At 41.0% G+C, this 15,103-nt stretch carries 13 protein-coding genes; 12 read left to right on the top strand and 1 reads right to left on the bottom strand.

Going from position 1 to position 15,103, the window contains the following annotated elements:
* Positions 1–35: 35 nt before the first annotated feature.
* The 4 genes from H2672_RS03840 (at position 36) to H2672_RS03855 (ending at position 4,082) form a co-directional block, all read left to right on the top strand.
* The gene (locus H2672_RS03840) at positions 36–521 is read left to right on the top strand and encodes a TRAP transporter small permease (RefSeq protein ID WP_186669180.1); all 486 of its coding nucleotides are present in this window, start codon (positions 36–38) and stop codon (positions 519–521) included.
* The gene (locus H2672_RS03845; RefSeq protein WP_186669182.1) at positions 521–1,795 is read left to right on the top strand and encodes a TRAP transporter large permease; all 1,275 of its coding nucleotides are present in this window, start codon (positions 521–523) and stop codon (positions 1,793–1,795) included. The genes H2672_RS03840 and H2672_RS03845 overlap by 1 nt, the downstream gene beginning before the upstream one ends.
* 22 nt (positions 1,796–1,817) lie before the next feature.
* A complete protein-coding gene (locus H2672_RS03850; protein ID WP_186669184.1) occupies positions 1,818–2,807 on the top strand; it encodes a C-terminal binding protein in 990 nt (329 codons plus the stop codon).
* A gap of 108 nt (positions 2,808–2,915) precedes the next feature.
* Entirely contained in the window at positions 2,916–4,082 is a 1,167-nt protein-coding gene (locus H2672_RS03855; protein WP_186669187.1) for a pyridoxal phosphate-dependent aminotransferase, read from the top strand.
* Between the two features lie 504 nt (positions 4,083–4,586).
* On the opposite strand, the gene H2672_RS03860 is transcribed toward H2672_RS03855, so the two are convergent.
* A complete protein-coding gene (locus H2672_RS03860; protein WP_186669190.1) occupies positions 4,587–6,584 on the bottom strand; it encodes a methyl-accepting chemotaxis protein in 1,998 nt (665 codons plus the stop codon).
* Positions 6,585–6,848: 264 nt separating this feature from the next.
* Between H2672_RS03860 and flaG the strand changes: the two genes are divergently transcribed.
* The 8 genes from flaG to secA all read left to right on the top strand — a co-directional run bounded on the left by flaG (position 6,849) and on the right by secA (position 15,082).
* The gene (gene flaG / locus H2672_RS03865; protein WP_186669192.1) at positions 6,849–7,220 is read left to right on the top strand and encodes a flagellar protein FlaG; all 372 of its coding nucleotides are present in this window, start codon (positions 6,849–6,851) and stop codon (positions 7,218–7,220) included.
* A gap of 17 nt (positions 7,221–7,237) precedes the next feature.
* Complete coding sequence (gene fliD / locus H2672_RS03870; RefSeq protein ID WP_186669200.1) at positions 7,238–8,782, top strand: flagellar filament capping protein FliD; 1,545 nt, start codon at positions 7,238–7,240, stop codon at positions 8,780–8,782.
* A 34-nt stretch (positions 8,783–8,816) separates the two neighbouring features.
* Positions 8,817–9,218, top strand: a complete 402-nt coding sequence (fliS, locus tag H2672_RS03875; RefSeq protein ID WP_186669202.1) for a flagellar export chaperone FliS — start codon at positions 8,817–8,819, stop codon at positions 9,216–9,218.
* Positions 9,215–9,568 carry a flagellar protein FliT gene (fliT, locus tag H2672_RS03880; protein WP_186669204.1) on the top strand — a complete coding sequence of 118 codons (354 nt, stop codon included), beginning with the start codon at positions 9,215–9,217 and terminating at the stop codon, positions 9,566–9,568. Before fliS ends, fliT begins: the two co-directional genes overlap by 4 nt.
* 136 nt (positions 9,569–9,704) lie before the next feature.
* The gene (locus H2672_RS03885; protein ID WP_186669206.1) at positions 9,705–11,180 is read left to right on the top strand and encodes a methyl-accepting chemotaxis protein; all 1,476 of its coding nucleotides are present in this window, start codon (positions 9,705–9,707) and stop codon (positions 11,178–11,180) included.
* A gap of 58 nt (positions 11,181–11,238) precedes the next feature.
* Positions 11,239–11,634 (top strand): PilZ domain-containing protein, encoded by a 396-nt coding sequence (locus tag H2672_RS03890; RefSeq protein ID WP_186669207.1) that lies wholly within the window; start codon positions 11,239–11,241, stop codon positions 11,632–11,634.
* 118 nt (positions 11,635–11,752) lie between these two features.
* Positions 11,753–12,319, top strand: coding sequence for a ribosome hibernation-promoting factor, HPF/YfiA family (gene hpf / locus H2672_RS03895; protein WP_186669215.1), 567 nt, complete (start codon positions 11,753–11,755; stop codon positions 12,317–12,319).
* A gap of 255 nt (positions 12,320–12,574) precedes the next feature.
* The gene (gene secA / locus H2672_RS03900; protein WP_186669217.1) at positions 12,575–15,082 is read left to right on the top strand and encodes a preprotein translocase subunit SecA; all 2,508 of its coding nucleotides are present in this window, start codon (positions 12,575–12,577) and stop codon (positions 15,080–15,082) included.
* The last annotated feature ends 21 nt before the right edge of the window (positions 15,083–15,103 follow it).

The raw sequence follows: 15,103 nt of genomic DNA on the forward strand, positions 1-15,103 counted from the left end.
TCCTTTTTTAGTAAATTTTATTAGGGGGGAGTTAAATGTCTATAATAAAAAAAATAGACGATTCATTTGAAAAAATTTTTATATCATTGTTTATGATTACAATGTCTATTTTTATTTTTGTACAAGTAATTTCAAGATATGTTTTCGGGGATTCTGTCACTTGGACGGAAGAAGCTTCGCGCTATTTGTTTATTTGGTTAATATTTCTAACTATTGGAATAGGATTTAAGGAAAACAAGCATATTAGCATAGATATTATATTAGATTTATGTCCACCCATCGTTCAAAAAGTAATGAAGCAAGTTGTATATTTATTGGTTTTTAGTCTATCAATATTTTTTGTATATGAAGGATATATTCTTGTACAGCAAATGATGGTTTTTGGACAGACCTCGGCCAACATGCAAATACCAATGTGGCTAGTGTATTTAGCTCTTCCCGTAGGCTTTCTTTTGACAACAATACGACTTTTACAAATCTCCATTACCTTATGGACGAACCAAAGTGAGGTGCAAGACTGATGTCACCAGCAATATTTCTTTTCGTCTGTTTAATTGTACTACTGCTAATATCAGTGCCTGTAGGGTTTGCTCTAATTATATCAAGCGTCCTGACAATACTTTTGACTGAAATAGATTTACCATTCAATTTGATTACACAAGTTTTACTTACTGCTAACGATTCCTTCCCGTTAATGGCCATTCCATTTTTTATTTTAGCGGGGGATATAATGGGGAAAGGTGGTATCTCTACCCGACTATTTAAAGTGGCAAATGCATTTGTTGGCCATTTTACGGGAGGATTTGCAATCGCAACCATTTTAACTGCTATGTTTTTTGCTGCAATTTCAGGATCAGGACCTGCTACTGTTGCGGCAATCGGTTCGATTATGATTCCTGAAATGGTGAAAAAAGGTTATGACAAACCTTTCGCTACGGCTCTTGTTGCGGCGGCGGGGACGATTGGAATTGTTATTCCACCAAGTATACCGATGGTCATCTATGGAGTGACTGCTAATGTATCTATTGGTGATATGTTTTTAGCAGGGATTGTTCCGGGAATATTAATGGGTGCTGGATTAATCATTTGGGCAGTACTTTATGCGAAAAAACATAAATTTGGAAAATCATCAAAGAAAAATTGGAAAGAACGTCTACAAGCAATTAATGAAGGTAAATGGGCCCTATTAATGCCAGTCGTAATCCTTGGCGGTATTTATGGAAGTATATTTACACCTACTGAAGCAGCTGTAGTCGCTGTAATCTATGGCTTTATATTAAGTATGTTTGTATACCGTGAGATGAATATCAAAGACTTCTTTAAGGTTACTATTTCTTCTTCATTAACAACAGGGACAATCATGATCATTGTTGCCGCGGCGGCAATATTTGGAAGAATACTTACTTTAGAACAAATTCCGAATCAAATTGCACAAGTGGTTACTTCTATATCGGATAACCCTTTGGTATTTTTACTAATTATTAATATATTATTTTTATTAATAGGGACATTTATGGAAACGATTGCGGCAATTATTATTATGACGCCAATCTTATTCCCACTGGCTATGGGATTAGGCATTGACCCAATCCATTTTGGAATAATAATGATTGTCAACTTAAGTCTTGGATTTATAACGCCTCCCCTTGGACTAAATCTATACGTGGCTTCAGGCGTTTCAAATTTAAAGATCGACCAAATTGTCAGGAAAATCATACCGGCTTTTATAACACTTATAATCGTTTTATTAATAATCACGTATGTGCCTTGGCTTTCTTTAATGTTCTTGAAATAAACAATAGAATGGAGTAGATACAATGGGAAAACCATTTAAGATTACGCTTATTGATCATGAGTGGGATGATTTAAAAATCGAGCAGGAATGCATACAAAAACGAACGAAAAAGAATGCTCCGATTGAATTCCAAGTATTGCAATCACGAAATAAAGACCACATCATTGATGCTATTAAAGATTCAGATGCACTATTAGTGATGTACGCAGATATTGACGAGGAGATTCAAAAAGCCGCTAAAAAAGCAAAGATAATTTCTCGTTATGGGATTGGCGTTAATATGATTGATGTAGATTCTGCATCGCGGCTAGGAATAATGGTGGCTAATGTGAATGATTATTGTGTTGATGAAGTTTCAGATCATGCACTTTCATTTATTTTATCAAGTGCCCGTAGATTATTTACATATCATGAGCAAACAAAGAAAGGGGATTGGGATTTTAAAAAGGCTTCTATCCCCCTGCGAGCCTCCAATGCTTTAGTTGGATTGGTTGGATTCGGAAAAATACCTGCGAGACTTGCTGAAAAACTAAATGCAATCGGTTATCAAGTTATCTCTTACGACCCATTTATTGACAAAGTAACAATGGAAAAAGCGAGTGTTAAGAAAGTAGATTTATCGGAACTACTTGCTAGTAGCGATTTTATTTCAGTACACGTTCCTTTAATTGAAAAAACTCGACATTTAATTTCTACTAACGAGTTTAATTTAATGAAAGAAACTGCTTTTTTAATAAACACTGCCAGGGGACCAATCATTGATGAGGAAGCCCTTATCGTTGCATTAAAGGATGGACAGATTAGTGGCTGTGCTTTAGACGTTACCGAAACTGAGCCACTTCCACACGATCACATTCTGAGGCGGCTAGACCAAGTCATATTAACACCTCATGCAGCATGGTATTCAGATAAAGCATTTGTAGAAATAAGGGAAAAAGCAATTCTGAATATATTAGATGTTTATGATGGAAAAGAACCGAAATATCTAGTGAATAAAAAAGTTTTCGCTTAAAAGATATTAAACTTTGATTTGTTGTGTGCTTATATCGAATTCTTCCGGAACCATTTATTTCAAGTACTTGGATAGTAAGAATGACTAAATTGAAAATGAGGTTATTACATGACGATTTCAAATCGATTAAAGAATTTACCACCACACTTTTTTGCATCACTTGTTCAAAGCGTTGAAAAAGCTCTTTCCGAAGGGCGAGATGTTATAAACTTGGGGCGAGGTAACCCCGATCAACCGACACCTCCCCATATTGTAAAAGCACTACAAGAAGCAGTTGAAGATCCTTTAACACATGGATATTCTCCATTCAGAGGGACGCCAGAGTTAAAACAAGCTATTGCGGATTTTTATAAAAGAGAATTCGATGTTGTAATTGACCCTAAAACAGAAGTGGCAGTTATGTTTGGAACAAAACCTGGATTAGTTGAGTTACCACTTGCTATTATGAACGATGGTGAATTACTATTGCTTCCGGATCCGGGATATCCCGATTATTTATCAAGCGTTAGCTTGGCAAATATTAAATACGACTTAATGCCATTACTCGCGGAAAATGACTTTTTGCCGAATTATAACGCCCTTTCGGATGAACAAAAAAAGCAAGCAAAACTAATGTATTTAAACTATCCAAATAACCCGACGAGTGCATCTGCCAACATTCCATTTTTTGAAGATACAATTGCACTGGCAAAGGCTAATGATATTACGATTTTGCACGACTTTGCATATGGAGGAATTGGTTTTGATGGTGTAAAGCCTGTAAGTTTCTTACAAGCGGAAGGTGCAAAAGACGTCGGAATTGAAATGTACACATTGTCAAAAACGTATAATATGGCGGGATGGCGGGTCGGTTTTGCTGTAGGGAATGCAGAAATCATCGAAGCCATCAACTTATTGCAAGACCATCTATTCATTGATATTTTTCCGGCAGTTCAGCGCGCAGCCGCAGTTGCGTTATCGAGTAGTCAGGACTGTGTAGATGAGCTCGTTTCACTATACGAAGGCCGCAGGAATGTCCTAATGGCTGAATGCAAACGAATCGGTTGGGATGTCGTTTCTCCGACAGCTTCTTTCTTCGCTTGGCTTTCTGTTCCGGAGGGGTATACAAGTGAATCGTTCGCCAAACTACTAATGGACAAAGCAGATATAGCTGTAGCACCGGGTCATGCGTTCGGGCAGTATGGAGAAGGGTATATACGCGTCGGACTATTAGTAGATGAAAATCGAATTGTCGAAGCAATTTCAAGGATTGAGAAACTCGGCATATTTTCATAATATATGCTTAAGAAATATGCCTATGGATCTATTACAAATAGTTATTGAAAAATTAAGGGAGCAAAACCACATAGGTTTTGCTCCCTTAAATTTCTTTCGTTCTGTTATACTGGTACTATTATTTTGTGGTTAACGGTTAAGATATCTTATGGTTATTATTCCACTTTATTGATAGTGAGACCAGTCAAAATAGGGTGCTAGATCGCCATCGGATTATTTCTAAGGTTTTTTTCTTGTCTGTGGAAGGAAATATATGAATGTTGAAGACTATAGATTCCCTCATGTTTTTTGTGTTTCACGAATTCTTTCGCCTTAACCATTTATTATTTCACGATAACCTTTGTTCTATACAGGTAAAGGTTCTCCGACAGGTTTGTCAATCGTACCATCACGGCTTCTGAAAAAAAAACAAGAGTTCGCAATTTGGAGATTAACTAAAACTAGAAATTCAAGCAAAAACCGCTTAGGACAAACTGTCCTAAGCGGTTTTCCAAACTTAAAATATTAAACCTTAAACCGATTAACCGCCAAATTCAATTCCTCACTCAACTCCGTGAGCGTTTCTGCTGCATCTGTTACAGATTGAATCGCGCGAAGTTGTTCGTCTGTTGAGGCGCTGACTTCCTCGCAAGCTGCGGCTGTTTCTTGTGACGTTGCCGCCATTGTTTGGATTGTTTCAGCGACGTCGTCTTTGTGTGTCGCGACCTTCTGAATTTCTTCGTACACTGCGTCGATTGAGTCTTGCATGTCAGACATCAAAGTTGAAATTTCACCGAAAGTGATTTCGGTGTCGGTTACGACTGTGCCTTGGCGCTGGAAGTTCTCACGCGTTTCGTTCATTTGTTCAGAAACCAGTCTGGATTCTGTTTGAAGTTCCTGGACTGTCACTTTAACTTCTTCTGTTGAACGCGCGGATTGTTCTGCAAGTTTCCTTACTTCATCCGCAACGACTGCGAACCCTTTGCCGTGTTCGCCTGCCCGTGCGGCCTCGATGCTAGCATTTAGTGCAAGTAGATTCGTTTGCGATGAAATCTGGGTGATTGTTTCCATGACTCCACCGATTGCATTCACTTTACTTTCAAGTGTACCGATCACTTCGGACATGGCCTGCAAATTTGTTTCCCAATCGTTGAAGGACAGTTTCAACTCTTGCATTTGACCTTGACCACTCGTATTCATTTCACCTGCTTTAATTGCAATGTCAGACATGACGCCGGCTTTCGTTGTGATTTCGTTAATTTGTTGGCCAAGAAGATAGGCTTTTTCCGTAACGATTTCAGCATCTTCTGCTGATTTTGAAGCGCCATGTGCAATTTCAGTTACTGCGTGCGCAACTTCTTCACCTGATGCATTCGTTTCTTCAGCAACTGCGCTTAAACTTTCAGAGCTTGCCCGGACGTTCGATGCAGAGCCGTTGACGACAGTAATAATAGCGTTCATATTGTCTATCATTATATTGAAGTTATCGCCAAGTTCTCCGATTTCGTCATTTGTTTTGACGTCAGAACGAACGGTCAAATCACCTTGAGAAACGGAACTCATTAATGAATTTAACTGACCAAGTGGTCTAATGGTCCGGCTAATTATGAGATACAATGTTGTGAAGATGACCAGTAACGTGACAAGTGCAACAATAATCATCGAAGTGCGTAAGGTAGTAGCTGTTGCATTAATATTCTTTTCTTGATAGATGGCCGAAATTTTCCAACCTAAATCGGGTAATGTTGTGTGAACATTTACGTAATCGACACCTTCATGGCTGTAATGGGACATATTCTGGTCGTTACCGTTCTCATACATAGCTGCGATGAAGGGCATACTCATAAAGTTTTCTCCATTGCTGTATGGATGGGCGACGACAGTACCATCCGTATCCAACACCATTGGAAAACCACCGTAGCCGACATCACTCGCTGCGACTGTACTTGCTAATGCGGTAAGTTGAATGTCGATACCGAGAACGCCAATGATTTTGCCATTGGAGTGGACGGCCTTTGAGACGGCAATAACCAATTCTCCAGTTGCCGAATCGGTATAGGGCTTAGACCATTGAACAGCATCTGGATGCGCAACCGCATTTTGATACCATTCACGTGTTGTTGGGTCAAAATCGGCTCCAAGGTCAGCGTGTGGCATGATGAAGATATCCTTAGTGGGAAGTGTTAAATAGACAGATGTTACATCTTCGTAGACGCTGAGGAAGTTTTCAAATTCCATTTCGAGTGCCGGGATGGAATTGATGGTTGGGTTGTCCTGGCTAGGAAGTTCAAAATCGGTCACTGTTCGCGTCGTAGATAGGTGTCCGACACCTTTGCCATATTGCCCAAGAAAGTTTTCCATTGCGAAGCTGATTTCATTGATAAGTGCTGCGCTTGATTCGGTAGCACTTTTTGCGGTTGTATTCTTTACTTGTGTACTGCTGATGAATGTCATTGTTGCAATCCCAACCAGGAATAACACCATAACCGTCATGATGATTTTTGTTTTGATGGATTTAAACATGTATATCTAGCACCTTCTCTTTCACTCTTTTAAAATAGTAATGCTATAGAGATTTCGGTTCATAAATTCATTTGTTTAGCTAACGGTAAAAAAAAATATATTTCAGATTTCAATAGAACTAGTTTAGTGGCGGGAAGCTTAGTTGGGAATGAATATCGTTTTGTGGGCGGTTCAATACTTTTTATTGCCAATTTGCTCAACTTCCTTTTGGGCTTGCCGATATTAACCATAACGAATGTTCTTATATACAGGGAGGTTTGGCGAATGGTAAGTCGTGTGGGTGGCGGAGCCGTAGTGAATCAAGCGGATGTATTAGCAGAAAAAACGGTACAGGATACGGAAGTCTCGGTGGTGCAAGTGCAAGCGATTCAGGAGAAAGTGCAGCAGAAAGCCGACAATGAACAACAGTTGCCGGCTGACAAGGCAAAGCAAATGACTGACAGCATGAACACGTTTATGGAAAGTGCGAATACGCAATTGCGATTCAAGTTTCATGAGAAGCTCAACGAATACTATGTGACGATCGTCGATTCGACAACGGACGAAGTCATACGGGAAATCCCATCCAAAAAACTATTGGACATCCATGCGGCAATGCGCGAATTCGTCGGCTTACTGGTCGATCGGAAAATTTAAGGAAGGCGTGAAATAATATGCGAATTAGTGGACTAGCTTCAGGAATGGATACGGAGTCAATGATTAAGGATATGATGAATGCACATCGTATCCCGCTCAATAAAATTACACAAAAGAAACAATACTTGGAATGGCAGCTAGATAATTACCGTACGACAAACCGTCAGCTGTTTGATTTTAGTAAAAAGACGTTTGATACGATGATTTTGTCAACGTCTTTTTCAGCGAAGACGGTAAATATTTCTGCACCTGAAGCTGTTTCAATTAGAAATATGGGTTCTACTAGTGATTTTTCAGGGACTATTCAAATTCATCAATTAGCTAAAAACGCGACGATGCAAAGTAACATATCACAAGAGCAGCGTATTTTTGCCAAAGATGCGGACATGTCAAAAAAACTTTCTGAGCTTGGTATCGAAACAGTTCAGTCAATAACTATTAAGGCAATTAATGAAAAGGGAGAACTGGATGTAAAAGGGTACACCCTAGATTTTAATCCTGCAGACGAAACACTTCAGTCAGTTCTTGACAAGATTAATAAAAATTCAGGTGTAAATGCTTTTTACGATTCATTCTCAGGGAAAATCAGTATTGTAGCAAAACATAGCGGTGAAGTTCTTAATGGTTCTGAAATTGAAATGAGTGGTAGTTTCGCAGATATTTTACAAGTAGGCGGAACAAATACTGCGGCCGCTGCCTCCATTAATAAAGCTGGAACTACAGGTCAAAATGCCGATATCACTATTAACGGACTCAGAACAAAACGTTCAACAAATACATTTCAACTAAATGGCTTTGAGTTTTCAATAAAACAGATAACAGCACCGCTTAATGCTGATAAAAGTGTCAATGCAAGTGGGAAAACAGTTACTTTCAGTTCTGCACCAGACACTGATAAAATATTCGACTCCGTCACAAAATTCGTTGACGAGTACAATAAACTTATCGAAGACTTGAACAAACAAATCCGTGAACCTAAATATCGTGATTTCCAGCCGCTATCAGCGGAACAGAAGAAAGATATGAAGGAAGATGAGATTAAGCAATGGGAGGAAAAAGCGAAGAGTGGTACGCTTCGTAACGACTCCACCATTTCCAGTATGCTGACGCAAATGAGGACAGCCCTTATGGGAACTGTAGGTAGCGATACACTAAAAAGTCTCGGAATTACAACGTCAAAGGACTACTCAGCAAATGGCAAGCTCGTCATTAATGAACAAGAATTAAAAAAAGCAATCAGTGATGATCCGAATAAAGTTCATGAAATGTTCTCAAAAGATGGAGCAACTGTGGCTGATCAAGGGTTTGCTCGTAAACTTCGAACTATTGTTGACAACACCCAAAAATCAATTGCCCAACGCGCAGGAAAAGTGGGATCTGTCAACGATACGTTTTCACTCGGCCGCTCACTAAAAGAGATGAACAACCAGATTGAACGGTTCGAAGTACGTCTGCAAAAAATGGAAAGCCGCTACTGGAAACAGTTCACCGCAATGGAAACGGCAATCAATCGTGCAAACTCACAATCGGCTAGTCTTATGAATGCATTTAGTAATAATTAACAACAGCAGTGAACTAAAAGGAGATAGAATATAAATGGCTATTAACAACCCTTACGCAACCTACCAGAATAACTCTGTAAATACATCAACGCCAGGCGAACTGACACTTATGCTCTATAACGGTTGTTTGAAATTCATTCTACAAGCAAAAAGAGCGATGAATGACAACAATATTGAAGAAAAAAACAAGGCCATCCAAAAAGCACAAGCAATCATTTCCGAACTCATGTTGACACTCGATAAGTCGTACCCGGTTTCACAAAATATGCTTGTCCTCTATGAGTTTGCGAACAGCAGACTGGTTGATGGCAATATTAAAAACGACAGTGCTCTGTTCGATGAAGCGTCTGCTATCATTACGGAGTTCCGCGATACGTGGAAGCAGGTTATCCAAATTAACCGGCAGAAACAGTACGCGAACGTAGACGAAATATGATTCGGCCTGCACTGACAGCGTGGCGTGATGTGACGGAAAAACTAGTCAGGTTGACGCTAGAAACAGCGGAAGATAAGCGAGATGAGACGATTGCGGGCATCGAAGCACTTCTCGATGATCGTGATAAGTTGCAACCGCATATTGCCGCTCCGTTCACGCCCGAAGAAGAAGTCTTTGGTAAAAGTCTTGTCGTGACGGAAGCGGATGTCCAAAAGAAACTTGCTCAATTTATGAAACTGATTCGTACAGACATCGCGGAATCACAAGCGAAGAAAGACAATATGAAAAACTATCTTAACCCCTACAGCAATGTGGCGCGCGATGGTACGTTTTACGATACGAAGCAATAACTACTTCCCGGCTGGAGATTATTTTCTAGTCGGTTTTTTCTATTTTATATGCAAGTATAGTCACTAGGTCCCGTGTGAATGATTATTCATTAATGGTATATTTTACACATGAAAGGAATTTGAGGGGGAAGGTAGAATGCACACTGTGGACACGATTCGGCAGAAGGAATTTGCCAATAAGAACTTCATTCTATTTTTGACACTTGGTGGTTCGAGTTTCATCGGCTTGATTTTTTATTTTGTTACGGGACAAGGGATGCTGAAGACGGTGAGTATGGCAATACCGGTTGTGGTTACGCTATTGTTTTATGCGTTGGCGAAAAAGGTCATTATTTTTGAAAATATGTTTCCGTGGATTGTCCTAGGTGTGACGGGATTTGCGGCGATATTGAATGGGGTTATAGGGGAACCGTCTGTAGCGACAGCTGGAATTGCCTTTTTCATAGCGGGTATTGCAAGTGTTCATTTATCCATGCGGATTATGACCTATGGTTTTGCACTGTCGCTTGCTGTTCTAGGCGTATTTTTAACGAACTATCCGTATCAAGAGCAAATTGCAGCAAGTAAAGGCAGTTTGGCGCTTGTGTTAATTTTGATGGCAGTGGGGCTGTTCATCCAAATAAAACAGACGAAAAAGCTAGAAATGCAAGTCAATCTGTTTACGACTGAGCAGGCAGCACACAGGTTATTAGAAGAGAGCAAGCACCGTTCGCTAAATGAAGGGATTGAACAGGTTGCAGCCGATTTGACGGCGATTGGTGAGACTGCTGGACGTCATTTGGAAGCACAGAAAGAACTGCTGACAATTATGGACAGCGTTTCAGCAAGTGTTGAACAGGAAGCATCTCAAATTGCGAACATCGCAAAAAATGCACAACGTACGCAAGACGATGTAGCTGATATGCATAAAGAAACGCATCTTATGAATGAAGACACAGCTAGTCTGCGCGCTGAATCTGCTGACATGGTAGAACTGATGCAAAACTTGCGTAGGGGTATGCAAGAAGTGGAAACCTATCTTACTGATTTGAACGGGTCATTTGATGCGCTTACTGAGAATATCGAGAAGACGAATGCGCTTGCCAAGTCGATTGAGACGATTACGGGACAGACGAATCTTCTTGCATTGAACGCGTCGATTGAAGCAGCCCGAGCAGGGGAGCACGGCAAAGGTTTCGCGGTTGTTGCGGATGAAATCAGGAAACTTGCTGGACTGACAGCGGTGACATTGGTTGAGATAAATGGCAATTTAGAAGATGTCAATACGATGAATGATCGCTCGCGTGCCAATTTGACGAGCAGTACAGGAAAACTTGTTACACAGGCGGCTTTGTCCGTGGACGCTGAAATGAAGATTGGACTCATGCACAACACATTGAGTGACCTTCACCGCAAGTTCGGCATGTTTGACGACAAGATGGCTTCGATTACAAAGGAGACGACGGACATCGGGCGTATGACAAGCTCATTTGCGGACTTACTGACCGAATCGAGTGCTTCACTAGAAGAAGTGAATGCGACAATTCATGAAACGGTTGCAGACAATGAGCAAATTGTGACGACGCTGGACGGAACAATGCAGCGAACGAAAAGCTTGGCTGAAGTTCGTTGAAAAATAAGGAGTCTGTTATAATGATGGAAACAGATTTTGGTGGAACGGAGTGGCCATGATGCTTTATAAACGGACTGAATATTTTAGATATACATTTGGGGAACCGCTTGTAGCTGAATTCCGGATTGTCGTTGAAAATGGAACGGATGTAGAATCGAGCCCGGGCGAATGTTGTTTCTTAGACATCAGTCCAGGCGGTGCAAAGCTTTTTGCGAAGTTCGATATTCCTGTTGAACGTGAATCTGTCCGTTTACATATCAAATTCACACTTTATGAAAAATTAATCGACCTGCAAGGCGTAATTGTGTGGAAGAAGCCATATAGTGGGGGATACATGTACGGCTATGATTTTGATGACAACCTAGAAATTGAACATTTAATCGTCGAAGAGCTTAAACTTCGTAGACGTTCCGAAATCGCTTCAGGGCGCGATTCGAAGGACGAAAAAAAGTAGTTTTTGAACGGATTCGTCACAAAGTGACAATATATTTAATTTTCTAAATGTTTTTAGAAGGACTTTATGGGGAACATGTAGAAGTGTACTGTATAGGTTAATTAAAGGAGGAGTTCATATGTTAGACTTTAATATCCGCGGTGAAAATCTTGAGGTAACTCCATCAATTCGGGAACACGTCGAGAAGAAATTGCAAAAAATCGAAAGATACTTCGATGAAAGTGCGAACGCAACTGCAAATGTCAATATGAAAGTGTACAATGACAAACAAACTAAAGTTGAAGTAACAATTCCTATGAAAAACCTGACTCTTCGTGCAGAGGAGCGCCATAACGATTTGTATGCAGCGATTGACTTAATCATTGACAAGTTAGAGCGCCAAATTCGAAAATATAAAACAAAAGTAAACCGTAAGTTCCGTGAGCGTGAAGGCGTTGCAGCATTCTTCGCATCCGTGAATAAAAGCGAAGAGAAAAACAGCGATACAGCCCTTGAAGAAGATCAGGCATTCGCAATTGTCCGTACAAAGAATTTCGATCTAAAACCGATGGATCAAGAAGAAGCAATTCTTCAAATGAACATGCTTGGCCACGAATTCTTTGTCTTCACAGATGCAGATTCTGACGGCACAAACATCGTTTATAAACGTAGCGATGGTAAATACGGTTTAATCGAAACAAGCTAACTAGAAGATTGAGTTTGGAACCCCCCTAAGCGGTAATACTGCATAGGGGGGTTGTTTTGTTATTTAACAGGAGAGCAGTGCACAAAGTCGCATGAATCTAGGTGACTGAAGCCAAGCGTAAGCAGCAATGCTACACGCCTAACAGCACTACCGCTGCGCAAAAAAAAATTACTTTACAAGTTTTGGCTAGACCATTTGCACCGTGCAATTCACAGTGTTAAAATGAAGGGTGAACCTAATGAGGATGTGACCTAAATGCTTAGCGTATTGAATAAAATGTTTGATATGAATAAACGGGATTTGAAGCGTCTTGACAAGATTGCGGACAAGGTCGAAGCGCTTGCAACACAAATGGAACAGCTTACGGATGAACAGCTGACAGCGAAAACAGCCGAATTCAAAGAACGTTTCTTAAAAGGAGAAACGCTCGATGACCTTCAAGCTGAGGCTTTTGCAGTCGTTCGCGAAGCGTCGAAACGTGTTCTAGGCATGTATCCATTCCGTGTGCAAATTATTGGGGCTGCGGCTTTACACGAAGGTAATATCGCGGAGATGAAAACAGGTGAAGGGAAGACGCTGACGTCCACGCTTTCAGTTTATTTGAATGCGCTTGCGGGTCTTGGCGTACACGTTGTAACCGTTAACGAATACCTTGCGAGCCGGGATGCAACGGAAATGGCGCAACTTTATGAGTTTCTTGGATTCTCAGTCGGTCTGAACTTAAATAGTTTATCGAAAGAAGAGAAACGTGAAGCATACAGTGCGGATATTACGTACAGCACGAACAACGAACTCGGTTTCGACTACTTGCGTGATAATATGGTGCTTTATAATGAACATAAAGTGCAGCGTCCGCTATTCTACGCAGTTATAGATGAGGTTGACTCAATCTTAATTGACGAAGCGCGTACTCCACTAATCATTTCTGGGCAAGCTGCAAAAGCGGCCGAATTGTATCGCTTGGCGAATAAATTTACACAATCACTCAAAAAAGAAGAAGATTATTCATATGATGAGTCGACGAAGGGTGTCGTGTTGACGGAAAGCGGTATCGAGAAATCGGAAGCTGCGTTCAGTATCGATAACTTATTCGATTTGCAGCACGTAACGCTTAACCATGCGATTAACCAATCGTTGAAAGCACATGCGAGCATGCATATCGATGTCGATTATGTTGTTCAAGAAGGCGAAGTCGTTATCGTCGATTCATTTACAGGACGTCTTATGAAAGGGCGTCGTTACAGTGATGGACTTCACCAGGCGATTGAAGCAAAAGAAGGCCTAGAAGTTCAGAATGAAACGATGACTCTTGCGACAATTACGTTCCAAAACTACTTCCGTATGTACGACAAACTGTCCGGTATGACGGGGACAGCGAAAACGGAAGAAGAAGAGTTCCGAAATATTTACAACATGAACGTCATTGCGATTCCCACGAATCGTCCGCTGATCCGTGATGACCGTGCAGATCTTATTTACTCTTCAATGGAAGGTAAGTACAAGGCGGTTGCGGAAGACATCAAAGAACGTAATGAAAAAGGGCAGCCTGTTCTTGTCGGTACGGTTGCGATTGAAACGTCTGAGATCATTTCTAAGCATTTGACAAAATACGGTGTGAAGCATAATGTTTTAAATGCGAAAAACCACAGTCGTGAAGCGGAAATTATTTTGGAAGCAGGTCATAAAGGCGCTGTTACAATCGCGACGAATATGGCGGGCCGTGGTACGGATATTAAACTTGAAGAAGGCGTGCAGGAACTTGGCGGTCTCGCGGTTCTTGGTACAGAACGACATGAGTCGCGTCGAATTGACAACCAGCTACGTGGACGTTCTGGTCGTCAAGGGGATCCGGGTGTGACGCAGTTCTATTTATCGCTTGAAGATGAATTAATGCGCCGTTTCGGTTCTGACCAAATGAAGTCGATGATGACGAAACTGGGTATGGACGATACGACGCCAATTCAGTCGAAAATGGTGTCACGTTCGGTTGAATCTGCTCAGAAACGGGTAGAGGGAAATAACTTTGATGCACGTAAACGTTTGCTGCAGTATGATGATGTATTACGCCTGCAGCGTGAAATCATCTACAAAGAACGGAATGAAATTCTGGAAACGGAAAATATCCGTGAAGTGCTAGAGAAAATGCTGTCAAATGTTGTCGCAAATGCAGTGGCAATTCATACAACGGAAGAAAAGGAATCTGATTGGAACTTAAAAGGACTTGAAGATTTCTTGGCTGCTAATCTGCTTCCTGACGGTCGTCTATCGATTGTAGATATGGAAGGCAAATCTGTTGAACCATTAACGTCGCTTATTCAGAATGCGGTCACGGAACGTTATGATGAGAAGGAAGCGGAAATGTCGGCAGAGCGCATGCGCGAATTCGAAAAAGTAGTCTTGCTTCGTGCGATTGATTCGAAATGGACAGATCATATCGATGCTATGGACCAATTGCGTAATGGGATTCATTTACGTGCCTATGGTCAAATAGATCCGCTCCGTGAATACCAGGCGGAAGGATTTACAATGTTTGAGGAAATGGTCGCATCGATTGAAGCCGATTCAGCGAAATATGTGATGAAAGCAGAAATCCGTAACAACCTAGAACGTGAAGAAGTTGTCAAAGCACAGGCCGTTAATCCGAAAGAGGATGGCGAGCCAGTGCGCAAGAAACCAGTGCGTCGCGCAGTTAACATCGGTCGTAACGATCCATGCCCATGCGGCAGCGGGAAAAAGTATAAAAACTGCCACGGAACAGCATAAGCTGCCGGGCAACCCAAATTC

This window comes from Sporosarcina sp. BP05 (genome assembly GCF_014282005.1).
Lineage (GTDB): Bacteria > Bacillota > Bacilli > Bacillales_A > Planococcaceae > Sporosarcina.

Bases quoted from the DNA above. Each gene is read 5' to 3' on its own strand.
- H2672_RS03840 (WP_186669180.1), top strand. From the start codon at position 36: ATGTCTATAATAAAAAAAATAGACGATTCATTTGAAAAAATTTTTATA.
- H2672_RS03845 (WP_186669182.1), top strand. From the start codon at position 521: ATGTCACCAGCAATATTTCTTTTCGTCTGTTTAATTGTACTACTGCTA.
- H2672_RS03850 (WP_186669184.1), top strand. From the start codon at position 1,818: ATGGGAAAACCATTTAAGATTACGCTTATTGATCATGAGTGGGATGAT.
- H2672_RS03855 (WP_186669187.1), top strand. From the start codon at position 2,916: ATGACGATTTCAAATCGATTAAAGAATTTACCACCACACTTTTTTGCA.
- H2672_RS03860 (WP_186669190.1), bottom strand. From the start codon at position 6,584: ATGTTTAAATCCATCAAAACAAAAATCATCATGACGGTTATGGTGTTA.
- flaG (WP_186669192.1), top strand. From the start codon at position 6,849: ATGGTAAGTCGTGTGGGTGGCGGAGCCGTAGTGAATCAAGCGGATGTA.
- fliD (WP_186669200.1), top strand. From the start codon at position 7,238: ATGCGAATTAGTGGACTAGCTTCAGGAATGGATACGGAGTCAATGATT.
- fliS (WP_186669202.1), top strand. From the start codon at position 8,817: ATGGCTATTAACAACCCTTACGCAACCTACCAGAATAACTCTGTAAAT.
- fliT (WP_186669204.1), top strand. From the start codon at position 9,215: ATGATTCGGCCTGCACTGACAGCGTGGCGTGATGTGACGGAAAAACTA.
- H2672_RS03885 (WP_186669206.1), top strand. From the start codon at position 9,705: ATGCACACTGTGGACACGATTCGGCAGAAGGAATTTGCCAATAAGAAC.
- H2672_RS03890 (WP_186669207.1), top strand. From the start codon at position 11,239: ATGCTTTATAAACGGACTGAATATTTTAGATATACATTTGGGGAACCG.
- hpf (WP_186669215.1), top strand. From the start codon at position 11,753: ATGTTAGACTTTAATATCCGCGGTGAAAATCTTGAGGTAACTCCATCA.
- secA (WP_186669217.1), top strand. From the start codon at position 12,575: ATGCTTAGCGTATTGAATAAAATGTTTGATATGAATAAACGGGATTTG.